Annotated in this window: 14 protein-coding genes; 7 read left to right on the forward strand and 7 right to left on the reverse strand. The window is 56.6% G+C overall.

Annotated features, from left to right (window positions below; all coding sequences use genetic code 11):
- Positions 1–60: 60 nt before the first annotated feature.
- Positions 61–1,083 (reverse strand): IS110 family transposase, encoded by a 1,023-nt coding sequence (locus AB4Y32_RS29600; RefSeq protein ID WP_368724721.1) that lies wholly within the window; start codon positions 1,081–1,083, stop codon positions 61–63.
- Positions 1,084–1,557: 474 nt separating this feature from the next.
- Positions 1,558–2,787, reverse strand: a complete 1,230-nt coding sequence (locus tag AB4Y32_RS29605; protein ID WP_368724722.1) for a hypothetical protein — start codon at positions 2,785–2,787, stop codon at positions 1,558–1,560.
- A 202-nt stretch (positions 2,788–2,989) separates the two neighbouring features.
- Here AB4Y32_RS29605 and AB4Y32_RS29610 point away from each other — a divergent pair, with 202 nt between their 5' ends.
- The 4 genes from AB4Y32_RS29610 to AB4Y32_RS29625 all read left to right on the forward strand — a co-directional run bounded on the left by AB4Y32_RS29610 (position 2,990) and on the right by AB4Y32_RS29625 (position 7,659).
- On the forward strand, positions 2,990–3,556 hold the full coding sequence (locus AB4Y32_RS29610) for a hypothetical protein (protein ID WP_368724723.1): 567 nt from the start codon (positions 2,990–2,992) through the stop codon (positions 3,554–3,556).
- A gap of 894 nt (positions 3,557–4,450) precedes the next feature.
- Complete coding sequence (locus AB4Y32_RS29615; protein WP_368724724.1) at positions 4,451–4,936, forward strand: glycoside hydrolase family 104 protein; 486 nt, start codon at positions 4,451–4,453, stop codon at positions 4,934–4,936.
- A 136-nt stretch (positions 4,937–5,072) separates the two neighbouring features.
- Positions 5,073–6,785, forward strand: coding sequence for a hypothetical protein (locus tag AB4Y32_RS29620; protein ID WP_368724725.1), 1,713 nt, complete (start codon positions 5,073–5,075; stop codon positions 6,783–6,785).
- 91 nt (positions 6,786–6,876) lie between these two features.
- Entirely contained in the window at positions 6,877–7,659 is a 783-nt protein-coding gene (locus AB4Y32_RS29625; RefSeq protein ID WP_368724726.1) for a hypothetical protein, read from the forward strand.
- A 774-nt stretch (positions 7,660–8,433) separates the two neighbouring features.
- Here AB4Y32_RS29625 and AB4Y32_RS29630 read toward each other — a convergent pair.
- The 4 genes from AB4Y32_RS29630 to AB4Y32_RS29645 all read right to left on the reverse strand — a co-directional run bounded on the left by AB4Y32_RS29630 (position 8,434) and on the right by AB4Y32_RS29645 (position 13,644).
- Complete coding sequence (locus AB4Y32_RS29630; protein WP_368724727.1) at positions 8,434–9,087, reverse strand: hypothetical protein; 654 nt, start codon at positions 9,085–9,087, stop codon at positions 8,434–8,436.
- A 504-nt stretch (positions 9,088–9,591) separates the two neighbouring features.
- Entirely contained in the window at positions 9,592–10,842 is a 1,251-nt protein-coding gene (locus AB4Y32_RS29635; protein WP_368724728.1) for a hypothetical protein, read from the reverse strand.
- Positions 10,843–11,536: 694 nt separating this feature from the next.
- The gene (locus tag AB4Y32_RS29640) at positions 11,537–11,713 is read right to left on the reverse strand and encodes a hypothetical protein (RefSeq protein WP_157686956.1); all 177 of its coding nucleotides are present in this window, start codon (positions 11,711–11,713) and stop codon (positions 11,537–11,539) included.
- A 284-nt stretch (positions 11,714–11,997) separates the two neighbouring features.
- On the reverse strand, positions 11,998–13,644 hold the full coding sequence (locus AB4Y32_RS29645) for a sialidase family protein (RefSeq protein WP_368724729.1): 1,647 nt from the start codon (positions 13,642–13,644) through the stop codon (positions 11,998–12,000).
- A 1,744-nt stretch (positions 13,645–15,388) separates the two neighbouring features.
- On the opposite strand from AB4Y32_RS29645, the gene AB4Y32_RS29650 reads away from it, so the two are divergent.
- The 3 genes from AB4Y32_RS29650 to AB4Y32_RS29660 are packed head-to-tail and all read left to right on the forward strand — an operon-like array spanning position 15,389 to position 19,180.
- Positions 15,389–16,561, forward strand: a complete 1,173-nt coding sequence (locus AB4Y32_RS29650; RefSeq protein ID WP_368724730.1) for a tetratricopeptide repeat protein — start codon at positions 15,389–15,391, stop codon at positions 16,559–16,561.
- A gap of 20 nt (positions 16,562–16,581) precedes the next feature.
- Positions 16,582–17,697 (forward strand): HupE/UreJ family protein, encoded by a 1,116-nt coding sequence (locus AB4Y32_RS29655; protein WP_368724731.1) that lies wholly within the window; start codon positions 16,582–16,584, stop codon positions 17,695–17,697.
- Between the two features lie 16 nt (positions 17,698–17,713).
- Positions 17,714–19,180: a DUF4331 domain-containing protein gene (locus AB4Y32_RS29660; protein ID WP_368724732.1), complete on the forward strand. Its 1,467-nt coding sequence runs from the start codon at positions 17,714–17,716 to the stop codon at positions 19,178–19,180.
- Positions 19,181–19,897: 717 nt separating this feature from the next.
- Here AB4Y32_RS29660 and AB4Y32_RS29665 read toward each other — a convergent pair.
- Positions 19,898–20,081: hypothetical protein (locus AB4Y32_RS29665; RefSeq protein WP_368724733.1), on the reverse strand; the 184-nt coding region annotated here is incomplete at its 5' end.

The following is a 20,081-nucleotide window of genomic DNA, read 5'->3' on the forward strand; positions in this document are numbered from 1 at the left end:
ACATTGAAATCAACCCTAGCAACCTACCAGTTTCCCCAACACGTCAAGGCGCCTATTCTGCTATGCGGGTTTGTGGCTTACATGATGCGCTTCGTACGAAGTCCCGTGGGCGAGGATTGCCCATGCGATTCGCGCCATTTTGTTCGCCAAGGCCACTGTTGCTACATTTGCCGGTCGTCGGACCTGTATTGCCTTTTGCCATGCGGTTGGCATCTTGGCGTGACACAGAACAGAACGTGCCCCATGTATCAACAATGTACGCAGGTATGCATCACCTCGCCTGGAGATCGACCCCAACCGGATCTTTCCGCCTGTGCCATTCTGACGAGGAACAAGCCCCAGAAACGCTGCGAACTCGCGCCCCGACCTGAACGTCTTCGCATCTCCAATTGTTGCTACCAAGGCCGTTGCAGTCAGGCGACCGATGCCCGGCACTTCGGAGATCGCTCGACATGCCGCTTCGTGCTTCTGCCAGGCGCCAATCCGCTTCTCGAGTTGATTGATGTCTTCCTCAAACAGGTTGATGCGACGCAATTGTTCGAGAAGGTTAAGAACGATTGATCGTGGCAGTGTGTCTTCGAGTTCTGCCATGCGCTCTCTGATCTCGTCGAGTCCTGCCACGCGTCCTGCGCGAAACGTAACGCCGAATTCATACAGCAACCCACGCAACTGATTTATCTGCATCGTTCGAAACTTGACGAGCAACGAGCGCATACGATGAAGGCTTAGCATCACTTGCTGATCTTCTGTCTTGGCGGCAACCACGCGCATGCCGGGTTGCTGCGCTGCTGTCCATATTGCACGGGCGTCCGCCGCGTCGGTCTTGTTCGTTTGCACGAAAGGTCGAATGAATTGGGCGTGTAATAGCACCACCTCGTGTCCGAGCGACCGGATCTTACGCGCCCACCAATGAGCGCTTCCGCACGCCTCGAGGGCGACTCGACCCGCGGGGCGTTGAGCCAGAAATGCAATTAAATCGTCACGCCTGAACTTGCGATTCGCGATCTCGCCAGTTTGGGCGTCGACCCAGTACAGCTGGAACACCCGTTTTGCAATATCGAGTCCATATGTCGTAGCATTCATCTGGGGCCTCCGTTCCTCAAGTGGTTGTGTCGCAGCTCCACTTTGGCACATTGATGCCGTTCGGTCCTGGGGGCCCTCAATCGCGGTCACTTCCCCCGAGGGAGGGTGGTGTCCATTCCATCTCGGCCGGCCGGTCGCATTCGCAGAGATGCGGCGCCACAAAGCGGCCGCAGGCGAGCCGACCGGTCGCTCGAGAGCACGACGCTGAATGCGTACAGCCGGCCAGTTTGCGTCATTCACCTGCTGCCGAGTGTGTAGCAGCCGGCTGAGTGACTGCCCGGCGCTGCAGGCTGTCCTCGCTCTCCAGAAACGGCAGTAGACCGCTTCCTCAGACCTGTCTAAGAGTTCGGGCCGTAAGTCTATGAGCGGTTTCGGCCGGCACACCCGCACTCTGGTACCCGGACCGGGGCCGCCGGCATTTGCTCCCGGCGAACCAAACTGAGTCCGGCGGACGAGAACATTAACGTTTCGCTTCTAGGGATAAAGCTGCAACGTCTTATTTGAAACTTTACCTAGTTCATCAAGAATTACGTCGATCGGGCTTGCCCAGCTAATAAGGTCTGTGCCAGCGAAAATCATCCCGACCACCTCGTGGTTAATTGTTAGTACTGGGCTACCACTGTCCCCCTTTGCACTGAATGGTCCGGTGTTGTCCGGCGTAGTCCGGAGGCCGATCGAATCTACGAATGTGGCCGTTCCGTTCCCAAATTTTGTGTTGAAGACGCCACGGAGTGCCGAAACATACCCTTCAGTGTATCCAGTGGAGCGCCCACATTTGTATACATAGGGCGATGCTCCCGGGTTTCTAGTTTTCCAATCATCCTCATTGAACTCTGGTTTGTAAGACGTCGTTGGAAGCCGGTAAATCGCTTGACCGCAGATCAAGCCTCCGTAAGGAAGCCGGCCGAGCTTGTCGTAGAGTCTCTCGCTTTCCAGGAGCCTCGCCATTGCCGCATCTACCGGGTTAGTCGGCTGCGCATTATTAGGAAGTGCCGGCGAATGTAGACTTACATTAACAAAGGCGGCGAGCTCCGCAATCCCAAACCGCGTCTCAAGATCTGCCTTGGAGAGAGTTAGGATGTCGCTTCCCGATAAATCCAGCGTAGCAGGCTGTACGATAATGTCGGCGTTCGGACTTGAAGGGCTTCCACTTCCATTCGACTGAGCAATAACGTGATTGCACGAAACGAGATAGATTTCATCCAGATATTGTGGGTCTTGAACAAAAAAGGCAAGCGTCCCTCCTCCAAGCAGTTTGGAATACTGCACAGGGTTCGCTATTCCGATTCCCGGTCGAATTGAATGAAACCACTTTTGTGTATTTGCGCAAGCCGGATTGGCATGTTCAGAACCTCTATACGCCTGCGCTTGCAACTCCACATCGTCGTCGTCAGTTTGTCCAGAGTTATGCAGTCTAAACTCGCCTCCGGCCGATACAACGCGAAAATCCTGGCCGCTGATTTGCGGCCCTATTTGACGTTGGGCTTCGGTTACACACATATTTCGTATATTTGTACGCTGCGCTCGATCGAGAAGATTAACGTCCTCAACGAACACAAGAATACAAAATCCAGTGAACCGCGTGACGGGTATCGGCCCGCCTTCGGCATCGCCAATTGCCATTCCGATAATTTCATTAGTTGGATCCGCCACAATCCGGGGAGCGATCAAATCGATAAACGAATTCGCGATATTTGCGTCCATTTTCTGCTCCACCGGTACGAGCCCACCGGAATCATAGGCTATAACTCCGCTTTTGCCACATCCGAATAGTGACAAACAAATTGCTCAGTTTATTACAGCAATGAAATTTCTATTGCACGACGGGCCTCGAAATACACCTTGCCGATGTATCGCCGATGACCTATCTTGCTAAAGCCTGCTGGCATGCTCCACGGAGACGGCGATGACAAGCAAAGAAATAAGTGCAGAAGAAATGAATGCCGGCGTCCGCAGTTTCTACGAAGGGCTACGCGACATCGCGCCGGGCGGCCCGGATGCTGCCGACAAAATCATACAAGACCTTGACAATCCTTCAGGACAAGACGCTTATCTTAAGCTTTTCACAGAACTCAGCGTCAACAATTTTCCTGCGGCGCTGTCTGCGATGGAGACTCAGTTACCCGAACTGACCGGCGATCTTCTTCACAGCGCTGATGGACGAGCAAACGCTGGTCGCCACATTATTAAGGCGCTGCAAAAACAAATATGCACAGATCAACGAGTTTCTAAAGAATTAAGAGATGCACTCAATCAAGCGAAAAAGCAGAATATTATGATAACGGACCCGACTGCCGTTTCAATAATGGTGACTGCGGCGGGAGCGTTGTCTGTCGCAATCGCGAGCCTGTTTTCTGCGGCCTTTGCTGCAATTATGGCACCGCTGATCGGTGGAGTGGCACTGTTCATCATGCGGGTGGGTGTCGACGCCTTTTGTGGATGGGCGGAAGAGCAGGGCAAGCCGAAAAACTAGCCTTGCAACCCGTCGTGATGCTAGGCGACCGGCAAAATCACGTGATCTAAGTCAGACTCCAAAGCGGACCTCCTGCGAGTACCTCATTCGCTTTAGTCGGTGTATATCGTTTGAAGCTCAAGAGAAGCGTCGAAAGCGATGACCGGAAATTGGAGCGCTGGGAAGGAGTCCGCCAGGCGCGCGCCGAAACCGTACCGGCCAGACCGTCGCAATCCGACCCGTTGCGGACGTAGCGTCGTCCCGGTTCCAACGGCAGGTCTGAAAGTGGAACGGCCATACCTCTCCGTCATCTACGGACTTGTCGGTCTCTGCCGACATTCTGGCATCGGCGTTGGAGAGACGTAACAGGTCGCTTTCATTTGACATTCGCACATCGATAGCCTCGAATCAGGTTTCGCTACCGTTGCGGTAACGAGATCAATATCAACTTAAATCAACCAGGCTCCACGATTCCCGGGCGATTCAGAGCTAGATCGCAGCATTAAGCATGGACCACGTGCTTATCGCATCAGGAGACGAAGCAACCCAATCGCTTAAGGCAGCCAATATGTTTCGTCAGGACGGTTGACCAGCCTGCTACCCTTCCAGATTGCCTACGGATACTAGTACAACACCTGTATGCTTTTCCGAAACAAATTCAGAACCGACGATGTGTACGGTAACGCTCATATGGGACGTGTTTGGCCTGACAAACCACAAAATGATTTCCTAAGCTTAGTGGAAATTTGTTTGACCGACCTTCAACTCGAATAATAATAAGCAAACAGGTAGCCAGCACCATCTTCTTTTTCACTTCTGAAGAACAGAGATTTCATTCGGCGAAATTCCCTCTCGCTGATTTGAGCTGCGTGCTCCATGACCTTTTACCACTCACCAAACGGATTGAGGTATGAGATGCCCACCATCGACTCGCAGGCTGCAGGCGGAAGTAATCGATGTGCCTTTCTAGACATGATTGCTTTTTCCGAAATCGGGCCGCCGCTTCTCGCTGCCTCACAAAACGGCTACAACGTTCTGGTGGGATCGACGGCGAGTCATCCCTTACTCTTTTCGAGCTATGCGACGCATCCGAACATATTTAATCCAACATTTGATTCTACGGCAGCGGGACGTTACCAGTTGCTGTATCGTTATTTTTCGCATTATGCAACCCAGCTTTCGTTACCGGATTTTTCACCGTTATCTCAAGATAAGATTGCGTTATGCCAGATAAAAGAACAAGGTGCGCTACCATTTATCGATAGTGGTGATTTTTCGAGCGCAGTTTACCGTTGCAGTAACATTTGGGCTAGCTTCCCGGGGAATATATATCAACAACATGTAAATCCAGTTTCGTCACTTCAAATTGCTTATACTGATGCCGGCGGAAAGGTAGCTTGAGACTGTTTCTAATAGCATTCTGTTGTCGAATGTTTTCCATGCAGGCGACGGCATCTAAATGACGTCGCTGAGATTGTCGCTGTTGCTTCGAAAACTCGTTCAAACAACGAGCTTGTCAAGGGAACGAGGTACTGACATGAACGTTCCGGCTGATGCTTTGCCGCCCAAGGTAGACAACACGAACGAAGCTATCCAGACTGCATTTGAGCTTGGTTGGAACCTCGCGGAGTTGAATGCACGCATACGAGCCTCATTGAAATCCACGCCCACTTCCAGTAGCCGGATCCTGGCCTTGTGGCGCGTGATTCTTTTCAAGATCGGCGCTCTGCACGCCAAAGCTTTCCCGGGAAGTACGACGGAGGGCACGCTCTATGCGCTTCCGGCCAATACACCACCGTTCCTATTTCCAGCGGATCCCGACTATGTGACGATCAACACTGCAGCGTGCCCTAGCAACCTTGAACCGCAATTGGGAGGCTTCGCCCTATATGACACCTCCCGTCGAACAATAAACTGTCTCTGTCTGCTCTATTTAAATCCTGCAGAGTGGCTTGCTGAAGCTGATATCGAGGCTCGGCAACAGTCAATCCGCGACCAGGTAAAACGGCAGGTGCCGGGAGAGACGACCCCCGAATGCGTGCTCGGGACACTTGCATGCAAGGTCCTGGACGCCTGGAATAACTATGTCCGGGAGCATTACTTCGCAGGTGGATTGATCCCTGACAACGATATCGAATCGATAGCCTTCGAAGCGGGGCGCACGATGGCGTCGTTCTCGTGGGAAATAACGGTCGCGTCTGTAGGAATCGAGTCGACTGACGGCAAGGCTGCGCCTGAGGACGTCACGAATCTAGAGAACGCGTGGAGTGCTGCATTTCGGCCTGAGGTAATCATCCGCTTGCAGCACTATATTTCTGAACTTTCATCTGCGCTGGGCTCAGCGCAAGATACCGAACCGAGACTTCAAGCTTTTGATTCGGTTAAAAAAAGCATTGATTACTGGCAGCGCACGGTTACGCAGCAAGCAACGCTTTTTGCGTCGGGAACTGCACAAGCGTCTGCCCGAATCGAAACCTGGAAGACGATGCGGTTGGCCTTAACTCGGCAGGCGAACATTTGGGAGAGCCTGATGATCGGGCAGCAAGGTCTGGGCGCGTTCGACGTCGAGAGTGTCGCGACTCGGCTCGTACAGAGTGTGTGGAGTAACATCCAGGCCGACCTGCGCGTTCAGTTTTCGCAAGCTGTATCACAAATGACGACGGCAGCCGATAAGGAACTGAAGACGTTTTATCTTAAATCGCTCCCCTACCTCATCCCTCTCGTGATCTTCGTGCTCCTCATTGCGGGTGCCACTGCTTACCTGGTTTTTTCCGCCCAGTCCAGCCCCGATGCAAAATTGACTGGTATAGCGAGTGTTCTGAGCGCAACAGGCGTGGGGTCCGCCGTCGTGGGCGCAATAGGATGGATAAAATCCTTTTACGCACAGAGGCAGGCGGTTGCGCCGGACGGGCCAAGGAGTCAGGAGAGCTCATCATCAACGGGTGGACCTCCGGCTTTATTCTCGCGAGTGCAACACGCTGCCGATGACGTCCTTGGCGAGATACAGGACGCGTTGAAGCGAGGTTTGCAGCAACTTGAGATGCAGATGGCAAGCCTCAGTCACAGCGTAGCAGTTACCTATCCGCTGATCGAGTGTCTCGTAACGATCGAGAGCCTCAATTCTGACGTCGAATTTTTAGAGAAAGTCGTTTGGACGGGAACAGACCGCATCGCCGACATGAAAGCGGTAATAAACGCCGCATTAGGGCCGATGTGGGTGTTCCTTGGCGCTGGTCAAGACAAAGGATAGAAAATCGTCACATTGACCGCATGCTGAACGGACACAGCCGAACTGAGCAGCCACTTTGAAATAGCTCGTCCAAAGGAATTCCGGGAGAGTCATGCACATTCGTTATCTAATCTTGGCACCGCTAGCGGTACCGGTCCTGGCTTTAGGCGTCGAGGTCGCATCCGCACCTTCGACCACCACCCTCGTCATCAACTCCGATCTTATTCTGCTTCTGAAGGTCGCGATCTGGCTGGGCGGAATATTTCTTGCAATCCTTGCGACTCTTGGTCTGACTTTCTTTGGATGGGACGTCCGAAATGCGCGTGCGTCAATGATCGCAATTCAAAGGGAGACAAAAGAGCTCCAGCAGGATGCAGTGGAATTGCTCAACACGCTAAAAGAAGAAAGCGAAAAAGTGAAAACCGAAATAGACAAACTGGAACAGCTTGGTGCACAGCTTGAAGAGGAGAGCGATCTCCACGTTGACTCACAGCAGTCTGACTCGGAGAGTCCCATTTCGCCTCCAAACGCATCCAGCGATAGCGGCACCTCTGCCGAGCATGTCGAAACTGCCGGCCGCTCGACAACCCCAGATGCTTCTAGTCCGGAGCACTCTGTTCCGGAGCACAGCGCTGCCACGTGGCTGCACGATCCAAAGAGTCCAATCTCGTTGTGGAGTACCCCGTACAGTCGTCCTAGAACTAACATAGACCTCATCCGCGACGTCATCCGCGACAGCAAGTACGAATGGACGACTATTGGGAGAATAATGAACAAGACAACCCTATCTCGCGATCAAGTTCTGGAAGAAATACGAAAGGCTAGCGATATAAAGATTGGCAGAGGTCGTCAGACCGGAGACTTTATTTTCAAATCTTCTGTACCTCACTCCTAGTGTACCAATACGATTCTCCGTATGAATCAAACTCCAATGGATTCATGTGATCAATCAAGGAGAATACGTCTGACGCTAGCTTGAAATGCTCACGGAAAATCGGGGAAACCAAAATTGCCAATCTTCACGCCGACGAAGGCCGAGATGCAACAATTGGTTGTCGGACAGCTCTCCGAGACGAACCGGCCATTCGAGTGGCGGCTTCGTCGGATGAGCGAGCGGCGGCAAGTGGCCGAAAGCACCGGTTCCGTGAACGTTCCACAGAGCTGACGTTCGAGTCTCAACGACAAATTTCCGGCGACGTGGGTGAACGCGTACTCCCGGCCAGTTCCAGACGTTCATCGTCGGGAGAGCTGAGACGTTCGAACGGCCGTCCGCTGCCGAGACCGGCCGTTTCCCGATGCGATCTCCGTGTTAGCGCATGCCCTGCATGCAGTGAGTCAACTTTTCCAGTTGCATCAGTTCGACGGTGACCTGCGCGCTTGCGAACTGTCGTGGAGCGCTTTCGAAGTGCCTGCGGAATAAACCAGACCCCGCGCCGTGTCCGCGCGTACCTGCGGACAGCGGAGGCGACGCGCCGATGCCCCTCGCCACCTTCACCAGTGAAAACCTGGCCGCAGTTTTCCATGCCACTGTCACCCGATCCACCGCTTGGCGAGGCCGGCGTCGTCGCGCCTCCGCCTCGGGTTCGTCGTCGGCACCTGTTCGCTCCGCCTATGCCTGACCGGCTTTGCCCGGCGCGCACCGCTTCCTTCTTTTTTCAGCCTTGATCCTTTACCTGATTGCCTGCACTTCCTTCTTTTTTTCAGCGCTGGTCTTTTCCCTGCCTGTCGCCTTCTTATTTTGTCCGTAGACAATTTCGGTTGGCGCGTGCATCCACTTCAGCAGCTTGTACTTCAACCCGTGCTCCAGGGCTTGACCAATGCCAGCGGCCGCACCAAAGACGATTTTCGTGCCCCCCACCACCAGGAAGTAGATCGCGATCTGTCCGGCGTCGGGGTGCGGGAACATGGCGAGAAAGGCTGCGCCGCTTCCCGATGTCGCGAACAGCTGGGCGAGCGTCGTGCCTCCAATGGGGGAGTTCATAACCGGGAACGGCTGTTTCATCAACAGCTCTACTAAGTGGAACTTTGTGCGTGGGTCCAAATCCTCAGCGTCCGGGAGGCATCTTTCGATTCCCCGCATCGCCTCCAATCGCTCGACCACGTCCACCCCCTCTGATGCCCAGCCCCAATCTCCAAGTCCGTCGTATGCGAATCTGGCTTCCCACAAACTATCTTCTTGCGTCGACCCCGAAGAGGGGCGGCTCGCTGGGAGCGTGATTATTGCAACTTCCGGCAGGTGCGGACTCACAAAAACCGTGGTGGTGAAATATCCCGTCAGCGGCATCTCATCACGGTCGGCTGGTTCTTTTTGCGTGCTCGTCATGGCTGTCTCCCGGCATGATCCGGCAAAGGGTGTGCAGAGGCGTGTAACCAGCATAGGAAACGCGCCGGCGCGTTGTCGGCCATTTTCACTGGTGAAAGCAGGCAGCGGTGTCTTCGCGGGCGTTGCAGAGACCGCACCGTTGATAACTCGTGTTAGCGATATTGTGTTTAATGGCATAAGAATGCCGCGTGTTGCGCAATCCGTCAGTCTGGTCAACGGAATGGAGCGACAGCGACTGGCCGGCCGTTATACCCCGGAAGCCGCCGCTCTGGTCGAACGATCACAACGGGTTTTGGTGCGTTCGCCGTCGGCCCGGTGTCGGCCATCTAGGGACATTGGGCCGCGGTTTCAGCGTCATTCGGACGTCGGCTCCGCACCAAACAACGGACCTTGGCGCGTTGATCAGAGTAACCCTACGGTGCTTACGGGGCATTGCTACGGTCCCAGTGTACGGTGACCTCACCTCTTTGGCGACAGATCGAGGAGGCTATTGCTGTCGACCGGTTATTGCGCAATCGAAATAAGTGCCGTCGGGCATCGTGATGCTCCCCCAAAAATGCAAAGCAGGAAAATTGCTATGTCGAACAATCCCGTAATGATGGCAATCAATATGTAGACACAAAAGATCGGTGCCATCTTTTTCGCAGGCGGTGATGGCACACATATTTCTTGCCAAATTGATGGCAGATGATCCTTTGCGATTTTGTCAGCGTTCTTCCAATTCCGATTGGACTGCCCTGCGTAAAGGAAAGACACGTAGGCGGCCAGGATTGCAATACCGATACCGAAAAGCGAAATCACGAAACCCGCAAAAGGTTCTTGGACGTGGACGTGGAAGCCATCCGAATAACAGAGGATTTTGGTGACAATATATCCGATAATGGTCCCCTGCAAACCCAATAGCCAGTTCTCGCCGGTCATCATTGCGTTCTTGTCATTGAAACCAAAGGTACTAAAGTGCTTCCATAAGTCGATCGCTTGCTTCTCTTTTTCAGAAGTTGTCTGGTCATCCATGAAGTTGCACTCCCGCGTGTTGTGTGGAATTTGGGCGCGTTGACCGTCATGAACCGATTTTGACCAACATATCAAGCGGCGGCTGGGCGACAAAACTTTGCCAAGTGCGTTAAGGACGTCTGCTATGGGATCCGCGAAGCACGGCTTGAAGCCCTGATTTGCGTGCGAGAGGAAGCTGCGCAGTACAGGAAATGCAGAGAGTTCCTTTTTTCTGGCAAACCCCGATCCCTTCTCCCATTCAGAGATCAATTTCCCGACATAGGACTCGGCTTTTCTTAGCCCCCCGAGCAATGTTTCTGGATGAGGGTATTGGGGCTTGTTACCCTCGATTCGCCGCATGTGCGTCTCCAGTGCTAGCTGCGCGTCGTTTAGTTTCCGCATCAGTTCCGCATAGGGCGTCGCAAGCACGAAGGCTTCGAGATGGTCATATGCCGGTCGGACGGCCTCCGCTCTCAGCTGTCGACGGATGGCTTTGATTTCATTGTAGGAGCGGACAATATCTTGAAGGGTAGATTGCACAAGTTGATGTTTGGCCTCTCGTCGTTCCCGCTGCACGTTTAGCGCGTTGTACAGGAGCGTTGCTATTCCGCCAATGCCTGAGGATGTTACGAGGGTTGTGATGAGCTTAAAGACATCACCTTGCATCCTTCCCGCAATTAGCTCACCCCAAAAAACCAGTGCAACAGTTCCCAAGAGCATTAGTAGGATCAGCGCGACAATTACCGCGTACATGAGCACCATAGCGGGTCATAGCCTTTTCGAGTTTTCCACGTCTTGAGCAGCGGTGGACGGGTGCTGCACCGCTACAGATATAGAAACCGAGTGATCGTTCTGCAAGCAGACAATCTTGCGTGGACTGTGCGCCAGCACACATACGGCTGGGCTATAGGCGCTATCTGTATCGGATTTCTCTTGGGTCGTTACGGAAAACGTTATTTGGATACTGGTTGAGAGCGATGAGTGACCTATCAACGGTGTCGTTTCAGGAACGCTGATGGGCGGGCGACGCCAATGACCGCACCACATCTTTGAGCGGCCGTAGGCGGCGACTCACCTTGAAGGTCCGAGAAGGGTCGGCTACGGCCCATCGCGTCCGACGATTTGCTACAACTTTGGCGCGAGCGTAGCCTGGTCGCTGTCGCACCCGCCGCCCTGGCACATGTGGCGCAGCTACGCGGCCAAAGCCACGACCCAGACCAAGGACGAACTCAGAAGCATTGTCGACAGGATCCTGCGGCGCTTGCAGAAGCTGCCCGACATTGTGGCCGTCTTCTTCCGTGCACCGACTTGTCAATACGCTGCAATGTGAGCTACGAACACCTTACTAGTCACCATCACGAATCTCCTGTTGGCTACCCGCCTTCGGGGCAAGGGCGAAATACCCGCCATGGTCGTCTACGGTGCGGGGCACGCCAGCGCCCCAATTGTCGCCGGGTTACTCCTCCCCAGCCGCAAGCGCGAAATAGCCGTCGAGGCTTCCCAGATACACGACCTCCGCTGCGCGCTCGAGCTGATCCCGCTCGTCGTCGGTCACATCGAGCTCGTTCGGCTCCCCCACTTTCTGGAATTTGTCTTCGACCTTATGAAACTGCTGGACTAGCACTATTGGCATGATGATTTCCCCATATGGACATCCTATTTTATCCATCAAGCGTCCATTGAAACGGCTGATTGGCATCCAACTGCGGTCGTTCGCTGACATGTTAATGCGGGCCAGTCATCGGGATCCTGGGATTCGGGAGTGCGGCACAGGTTGTCGAAAGCGATCGCGCGACGAAGACACTGCGCATCACGGCGCGTGCTCGCGCATTCCCCTAGCCATATGATCTGTTGCCGGGACCATGACACGTCGCGGAGGACTGGGCGGCGACCTCCTCCAGTCGCCGCCATTTGCGCTCACGGCAATGTGATCTTGCGGGTGAATTCGGCCGTCACATTGTGACCCGTGGCTGTGCCGAATACCGGGTACACGGTCGTGGGCCCGCTAGCAGTCAGGCCCATGTAATCGCCGAGGAAATGGCCACGCGCCACGGGGGCGTCAAGTATGTTGAACGAAGCGTCGGTCAGGCGCCGCTCGTTGCCCCAGTTGGCGGGGTTCGTGCATCCGCTGGAGGTGGAGCAGAAGAGCGCGAAATAGTCGGTGCTCTCGAAACCCGCAGGCGTGTTCGTGTCGTTGCGAAAGTCGTAGTAGGTCACCACGATCGTCTTGCCGTCGCCCGCAGCCACCACCGCGGGAACGAAGGCCTGCTGACGGCACGGGTTCGCGGCATTCGCCGGCGTCTTGTTGATCATCACTGGCGCCGACCAGGTGGTCCCGCCGTCGTCCGACTCACTGAAGACAATCCCATCGATCGGGATTGACCCAGTGGGCGTCGTGCAGGTGCCTGCCGAAAAGCGATCGTCCTGCCAGGCGAGATAGATTGCCCCGGTGACCGGGTTCACGGCAACACTGTAGAGAATCGAGGCATCGCGTATCGGCTGGCCGGTGTCCGGCGTGACGACCCCGACCACTTGAATGTTGCTGGCGAACGCCGGCCCGCTCCAGTGGCCGCCCTTATCCGTGGACGCTATATAGCCGATGTTGAGGCCCTGCGGCGTGACATTAATCGCGGTGAAGAAATCGAGCACGGTGCCGTTAGGCAACACCCGCACGATATTGTCGATCGTCTGTCTGTTCGTGCCCGGCTGGTAGATCGGGGCGGCCGTACTCCAGGTTACGCCGTTGTCGGTGGATCGCGAGAAGAAGGTTGGGCCGGTGAAGTTGAACTTGAAGACGGGAGCACCGCCCGCCGCAGCATTGAGCAGTTTGCGCGCGATGACGACACCATCGTTTTCCCCGAGCAACTCAGCGCCTTCCCTGGTTGGCGGGAAAACGCTCAGCTGATCCCACACCGCATAGACGAAACCATTCGCTGTCGGATCGGCGGTCAGCGAGTTCTTGTCATTGAGCACGTGCGGCGAGTTGTTTTGAATCAGCGTATCGGGACTTTGCCAGGTCGCGCCGTGGTCGACGGAGCGGCTGACGAGCATCGCGCTATTTCGTGCACCGAACGGGGTCGTCGGCTGCGCGGGGTCCAGCGTCAGCGAGAAGAAGAAGGCTGTTCCGTTTTGCGCGAAGTCCACCCAGGGATCGGAGGCACGACGGAACTTACCCCCGGTGCAGTCGGTAACGTCGGTCGGGATCGTATTGGTCCACGTGCTGCCCGCATCGTTGGACACGACGCCGACGAGCCCGCGTGAGCCACCGTCGTTCCAGCGGTCCTGCTGGTGCCCGGCGAGAAGGCGGGACGGATTGGTCGGATCGGTCGCCACCCATGGCTCGATCGACGTGGCTGGAAACAGAATGCTCCCGAATGCGGACTCCTGTGCGTTCACCTGGTCGGAAGTGCATCCGCTGAATGGATCGCCCGCAGCCACCTGAACGAGCGGGCCGAGCACTTGCGCCTGGGCGCCCGGGCCGATTGCACACGTAAGCGCGATGACGCCGCTGCCTGCGATGCTCGGGGAAGCTAAACGGGATAGGCGTCTGAAAATGGATTTCATTCTTTGCCTCGTGAAATTGGATAAAACGCCTTTGCAGTGCCGGCAGACCATCACCGGCACCATGACTCTCGCACCGTGATGATCCACGTGCGAAGACGACTTGCCCCACCGCAAAACCAACGCTTGCTGCCGATTGCCACCTACAGAAACACACTAGGTCGCGGCAGCCGCATTTGTGTGAAAGATTCGTTACGGATGCCGGTTCGTCGCGTGGGCGTCCTGCGCTCTATTGATGTGGTATAGCGCTTGCAGAAGAACGGTCAGAGCATGTATGCGCTTGCAGAAGCGCACGGCGCCCCAGAATTGCGACCCGGGCCGATGGCGATCAGCTCGCGGTGCATTGGCGATGCCTTTGGCGGCACAAAGGGGGTGTGCCTCAACTGCTTTCGTACCCGCGATGATCCATGGCTGTAAGAAGATCGCGTTGGCGAGATGAACCCCAGTCTGTGACCAAAGCAATGGGCGCTAGACGACCCCGTTGCTGCCAACAGCAGGTGGATGTCCCTTCAATCGAAAAGATATGCGCATCAGCGACCGCAGAGCTTCCGCGGGCATCCGCTTGCGGCCTATAGCGCGATTGGGACAGCGTATAGGCGCATGTCAACGATATTGCGCTGGAAACGCTCCGGCCTCCACCAATGGCCCGTGCTCCCTGAGAGCGGCCGTAGGGGTGACGGCTTGTCGAAGGTCCGCAGAGGGTTGCGGCCGGTCGCGTCGGGCAGCAATCGGCCACAACCTGCTGTTCAGCGCTCCGGGAACCCTGCTGTTGGAACGGCTGCATCGCACCGGAACCTGACGGACGAGCGCACAATTGGGATCCGCCAGGAGCAGCCGTTCGGCAAATAACCTGATGGAGGACGTGTGCACCGTCTTGAACGGTTCTGAGAGGACCGTAGCCAAACTAGCTCTTCCTCCTGCTTCGATATATATCGAATGCGTTGGCGTACCTGGCTTGCAATTTTCGGGTACACAGTAATTCCTTTCCTAATTCGGTCAGTGGAGTTGTTTCCCTTTCAAGTATCGCTGTTAAGGAAGGCGCGAGTTAGTACGGAGATGAGTCTGTACGTGCTTGCCTACAACATGAAGTGCGTTATTAAGCTCCTTGTTCGCAACGGCTAATTGGGGCGTTGAGGGGTAACGCCGCCACCTGACAGCGCTGCGGTTCCTATGGTGCCAAATTATTCAGTCGCTCCTCCGTTCCCGAGAAGGGGGGCCTTGAAAGCGACGAACTCGCCATGGTCGGAGCCCCTTAGTGTTTTGACATGGTCTTATATGGACACCGCCCGGCTTGCCACCCGTGTTGACGCGCGAATGTCTGCTCTGGCCATAGCAGCGCCCCCCGCGCTGTGGCTTAAGACATCGTTGTATTGACCGTTCGTGACGGATCTTAAGCGTTGAATGTGATTGAGAAGTCGCCTATAAAGCCAAAAATGCAACTCGAACCCTGAAAAAGCCCATTCGCGCGTGCGCTATGTGCAGAGCGTTACAGACAGATCTAATTCAAGGTAGAGCGGCTGTAGCGCAGACGTATCGTGACCTGATCGATATTTGATCTGGTGCAACCAACATCAACGTCAAGCGAAACCAGCTTTACTTCTGGCTAACCCATCATGCTGAACCGCGCTGGCGTGGTGGACGCCCAGATTGCGCAGACATAGGCAAGACGCTGGAGTCAACAGTGACAGCCGGCTGCATCCGGATCGGGACTTTTCGCGTACAACCCAATGCAGACGGGAGAAGGTCGATGTCGGGTTGGCCATTCGTCACGGTGGTAGCCGCGCTTGTCTTGCTCTCAGGCGAGAGCGGGGCGAAGCCATACGTACCCGAAAGCGATGGAGTGGTGCTCGAACACCTCCCGGAAAAAAACGATCCAACGCTCGCGCAACTGAAGCGCATGCGCGCGACGCTGATGATGGACCCGCGCAATCTCAACCTGGCAATGTCCGTCGCGCGTCGCGCTCTCGAAGCAGGGCGGAGGCTGGGCGATCCTCGCTTCTTCGGCCAGGCGCAGGCGGCGCTGGCGCCGTGGTGGAGCGCAGAGGATGTGCCGCCTACCGCGTTATTGCTTCGCGCGACGCTCAAGCAAAGCCAGCATGATTTCGACGGCTCGCTTGCCGATCTGGATCGGTTGCTGGCCGCGCATCCAGCGCTCGCGCAGGCGCGACTGACGCGCGCCACAGTGCTGAGCGTGCGCGGACGCTACGCGGACGCGCGGCACGATTGCGAGCAACTGAAGGGACTCGTTGCACCCATCGTCGTTATCGGGTGCGATGCGACATCGGCGAGCATGAACGGCAACGCAGCCGGCGCATACCGGGCGCTCGTGCAGGTGCTCGCGCAAGGCGTCGGCAATCTGGACGTGCGCGAGTGGACGTTGACGCTCGCCGCGGAAATTGCCGCTCGCCGCGGCGACTTCGATGCTGCCGAGCGACATTTCCGCGACGCACTTGCGCTCGACCCGCGTGACGCTTATCTGCAGGGGGCGTACGCCGATTTTCTGCTGGATCGGGGTCGTCCGCGAGAGTTGCTGCCACTTTTGCGTGACGCTACAAAAAATGACGCGCTGCTGCTTCGTTTAGTGCTGGCCGAACAACAGCTGCCGGAATTGCGCGAGTCATTCGCTGCGCACCGCGAGGATCTCTCGGCGCGCTTTGACGCTGCGCGTCGCCGCGGGGATAGCGTGCATCGCCGGGAGGAGGCGCGCTTTCGTCTCACAGTGGAACATGACGCCAAAGCGGCACTCATTCTCGCGCGCGAAAACTGGTTGGTCCAGCGCGAGCCGCCAGACCTGCGGATTCTGATCGAAGCCGCGCGTGCGGCCGGTGATGCTGATGCCCTAAAGATTGCATCCGATTGGGTCGCCGCAACGCGTCTCGAAGATGCATCGATTGTCACGCTGCTGCAGGTGCGGCAATGAGACGCGTCGTCCTCGCCTTTGTGCTCGCGTTGCTGATAGCGCCCGCGTTTGCGCACAAGGCAAGCGACGCCTACCTCACACTGGAGCGCAGCGGGCAAGCGCTGCGCGGTCAGTGGGATATCGCGCTACGCGATCTCGACAACGCGCTTGGGCTCGATGAGAACGGCGACGGGGACATCACGTGGGGTGAAGTACGTTCGCGAAAGCGAGATATCGCGGCATATGCGCTTGCACACCTCAAGGTGTCCTCCGCCGGCAAACTTTGTGCGCTCGAACCGACTGGGCAACTGATCGACTCGCACACCGATGGCACCTACGCGGTGCTGACGTTCACAGGACAATGTCCGCGGGCGAGCCCAACACTTTCTATCGATTACCGGCTGTTCGAAGGCCTTGATCCCCAGCATCGCGGACTTCTTCACTTCGTCGAGAACGGTGAAAGCCGAAGTGTCGTATTTAGCGCTGATGCGCCGCACCGCATCGTCGGCACCGATACCGGCGGGCCATTGACCCAGTTCGCGATGTATCTGAACGAAGGCGTCTGGCACATCTGGACCGGATACGATCACATCCTCTTCCTGCTTTCGCTGCTGCTGCCTGCGGTGCTGATTCGTGAGGGACATGCATGGCAGCCCGGCACATCATTTCGCCGGGCATTCATCGATGTCACCAGGGTTGTGACCGCATTTACGGTGGCACACTCGATCACACTCACGCTCGCGGCGCTATCGATCGTCGTGCTGCCTTCGCGGCTCGTTGAATCGGGCATCGCCTTGTCGGTAGTGCTGGCGGCGCTGAATAACCTGTTTCCGCACGTGACGAACGGACGCTGGATGGCGGCGTTCGGCTTCGGGCTGCTGCACGGACTGGGCTTTGCAGGCGCGTTGCACGACCTCGGCTTGCCGACCGGTTCGCTTGCGTTGTCGCTCGCCGGATTCAATCTTGGCGTCGAAGCAGGACAACTCGCCATCGTATTCGTTTACCTGCCACTGGCGTTCTCGTTGCGAGCAACCTGGACATACCGGCGAGTGGTACTTACCGGCGGCTCAGCGGTGACCGCGACCGTCGCCATGATCTGGCTGCTCGAGCGTGCACTCAACGTGCCCATATTTAGCTCGTTTGCGGCCCCGTTATAACCTGAAGGAGAACACCATGAGATCTGTTGTCCGCATCATGGCGGCCGTCGCGCTTTGCTCCGCGGCGCTTTGGGGCAGTGGAACGCACCCTGCCAGTCACCGCGAGGCACCCCTAATTGCGAACGACCCGACCGCTGACAACACCGACTTTTACATGTTTCGGAGTTGGACGAACCCTAACAACGTCGTTTTCATTTTGAACGTGATTCCCATGCAGGACCCTGGCGCTGGGCCGAACTATTTCAATTTCGGCGATGACGTGATTTATCGCATCAACATTGACACCAATGGCAACGGCAAGGCCAACGACCTCGTCTACGAAATCCGCTTCAAGACCGAATTGCGCGGGGCCCTGGCGAGCCAACAGCTGCCGCTGTCATACGCCGCGTTGCCGCCGATCACTGCGCTCGACGGCCCTGGCTCGGACGGCCTGATCCTGCGCCAGAGCTACACCGTGACGCAAGTTCGTCACGGCCAACGCACCGACCTGGGTACCCAGAGGATGTTCGCGGTGCCGTCCAACGTCGGACCGCTAACGATGCCCAATTACGAAGCGCTCGCCGCACAGGGTATCTACTCGCTGGCGAACGGCGGCAAGGTCTTCGCCGGACAGCGCGGTGAGACGTTCTACATCGATTTGGGCGCCGTGTTCGACACGGTGAATCTGCGCCGCACGCCACCTGTGTTGACACCGGCGGAGGATGCCAACGATCACGTGAATCCTTTTGGCAACGACACTTTGTCCGGCTTCAACATCAGCACCATTGCGATCGAAGTGCCAATCACCACGGTGACGTCCAGACCCAATGGCGTAATCGGCGCGTACGTGTCCACAATGCGTCACGAAGGCCGCGGGATGGGCGTCGATGAGGACAACGCCGGACGTTGGGTGCAGGTGTCCCGCATGGGCAATCCACTCGTCAACGAACTGATCATTGGGACCGATATGAAAGACAAATGGAATGCGACCGATCCGGCCGATGAAGCGCAATTCCTCGGTTTCTATCTCAACTCCAGGCTGGCGACCGCACTCAACCTGCGGTTCGGCTTGACGATTCCGACGACCAACCGAACTGATCTGGTAAACGTGCTTCTCAAGTATCCCTCCCAACCGCAGACTGGGACGTGCGGCGCACACGATTGCTCGGAACTTCTGCGGCTCAATCTGGGTGTTTCTCCGACACCGCCCGCGCAGCAGCGTCGCCTCGCCGTTCTTGCCGGGGACAGCGCCGGCTGGCCCAATGGGCGGCGCCCGAACGACGACGTGACCGACATCGCGCTGCGGGTCATTGCGGGCCGTCTGACAGGTGCGCCAACGGGCAACCTGTTGCTGGGTGATGGCGTGAACTTCAACATCGGTGCCGAAGGCCGCAACGTGACCGCGAACGGCATCTACACCGTATTCCCCTACCTGCCGACACCGCACGACGGGAGAAATCGCCGCCACATCGACTGCGGCGAAGCGGGTGCCAATCCCTGCTGAATGGTAATTGAGGTCCGCCGCGATTCGGCATAAGGTGTTCGCGGCGGTCGACAGTTGCACGAAACGTCACCAATGCTTAAGCAGAGAGACCTGGACAGGCGCTGTAATCTGGAAGATTGCGCGCGGCGATTTCGCGCTAGCCCACGATTGACCGAGGCCGGGGAAGTCCACGCCGGCCGTTCCAGGACATTGCATGAAAGGCCGGGCTTCGTCGGTGCACCCCGTCGGCGAAGCTGGCAACACGGTATTGCCTGACACGCTCGAGTAAGCAGGTAATCCGTCACGGTCTGTGTACCGAAGCCGAGGTCATTGGCTCACCAGGTCCTCAACGAAGCCTCGTGAGGCCGTTACCCGGCCTGGATGGCATATGCGATTCATGTCGCACGTACCCCGAGATACGTCGATAGACCGCATCGGCTCCGCGCGGCAGAAATCCTTTTGATGTGAAGCGGACACTCGACAATGCCTAACGATCCGCGGTGGCGAGTGCACGAAGAACGGCCGAGCAATTATCGAGCGCCGTCGCTGATTGAATGACCGCCGGATCTTGAAAGCTGCCGTCGACTCGCGCTAGACCCAACGGCTGTTGAGGGTCGCTTTATGCCGTTCGCATGTGGATCGCCATCCAGTCGACGCGACGTGCGCATGTCGGTCGGCTAAGTTCCGACACTCCCCTGGGTGCGTATGCGGACGCTCGACCGCCGGAATCCGTAACACTCAATGAGGATTAGCGTGGGTCGCTAAAGAGTTGTCCGCTAATCTTCCAAGTTCCACCGTAAGCGTCGCGTGGGAGCCGTTGAGAATTCTCTGGACAAGCGTCGAAGAACGCGGCAGGCCGCTGCCAGCAGGGATCAAAGCGAGGCAGATGTAGATAGGGGGAGATGCTTCGCGACGTTCCATG

Origin of the sequence: Paraburkholderia phymatum (genome assembly GCF_040965635.1) — a bacterium.
GTDB lineage: Bacteria > Pseudomonadota > Gammaproteobacteria > Burkholderiales > Burkholderiaceae > Paraburkholderia > Paraburkholderia phymatum_B.

Excerpts from the sequence above, each read along its gene's own strand:
- AB4Y32_RS29600 (WP_368724721.1), bottom strand. The coding sequence starts at position 1,083 with ATGAATGCTACGACATATGGACTCGATATTGCAAAACGGGTGTTCCAG.
- AB4Y32_RS29605 (WP_368724722.1), bottom strand. The coding sequence starts at position 2,787 with ATGGACGCAAATATCGCGAATTCGTTTATCGATTTGATCGCTCCCCGG.
- AB4Y32_RS29610 (WP_368724723.1), top strand. The coding sequence starts at position 2,990 with ATGACAAGCAAAGAAATAAGTGCAGAAGAAATGAATGCCGGCGTCCGC.
- AB4Y32_RS29615 (WP_368724724.1), top strand. The coding sequence starts at position 4,451 with ATGCCCACCATCGACTCGCAGGCTGCAGGCGGAAGTAATCGATGTGCC.
- AB4Y32_RS29620 (WP_368724725.1), top strand. The coding sequence starts at position 5,073 with ATGAACGTTCCGGCTGATGCTTTGCCGCCCAAGGTAGACAACACGAAC.
- AB4Y32_RS29625 (WP_368724726.1), top strand. The coding sequence starts at position 6,877 with ATGCACATTCGTTATCTAATCTTGGCACCGCTAGCGGTACCGGTCCTG.
- AB4Y32_RS29630 (WP_368724727.1), bottom strand. The coding sequence starts at position 9,087 with ATGACGAGCACGCAAAAAGAACCAGCCGACCGTGATGAGATGCCGCTG.
- AB4Y32_RS29635 (WP_368724728.1), bottom strand. The coding sequence starts at position 10,842 with ATGGTGCTCATGTACGCGGTAATTGTCGCGCTGATCCTACTAATGCTC.
- AB4Y32_RS29640 (WP_157686956.1), bottom strand. The coding sequence starts at position 11,713 with ATGCCAATAGTGCTAGTCCAGCAGTTTCATAAGGTCGAAGACAAATTC.
- AB4Y32_RS29645 (WP_368724729.1), bottom strand. The coding sequence starts at position 13,644 with ATGAAATCCATTTTCAGACGCCTATCCCGTTTAGCTTCCCCGAGCATC.
- AB4Y32_RS29650 (WP_368724730.1), top strand. The coding sequence starts at position 15,389 with ATGTCGGGTTGGCCATTCGTCACGGTGGTAGCCGCGCTTGTCTTGCTC.
- AB4Y32_RS29660 (WP_368724732.1), top strand. The coding sequence starts at position 17,714 with ATGAGATCTGTTGTCCGCATCATGGCGGCCGTCGCGCTTTGCTCCGCG.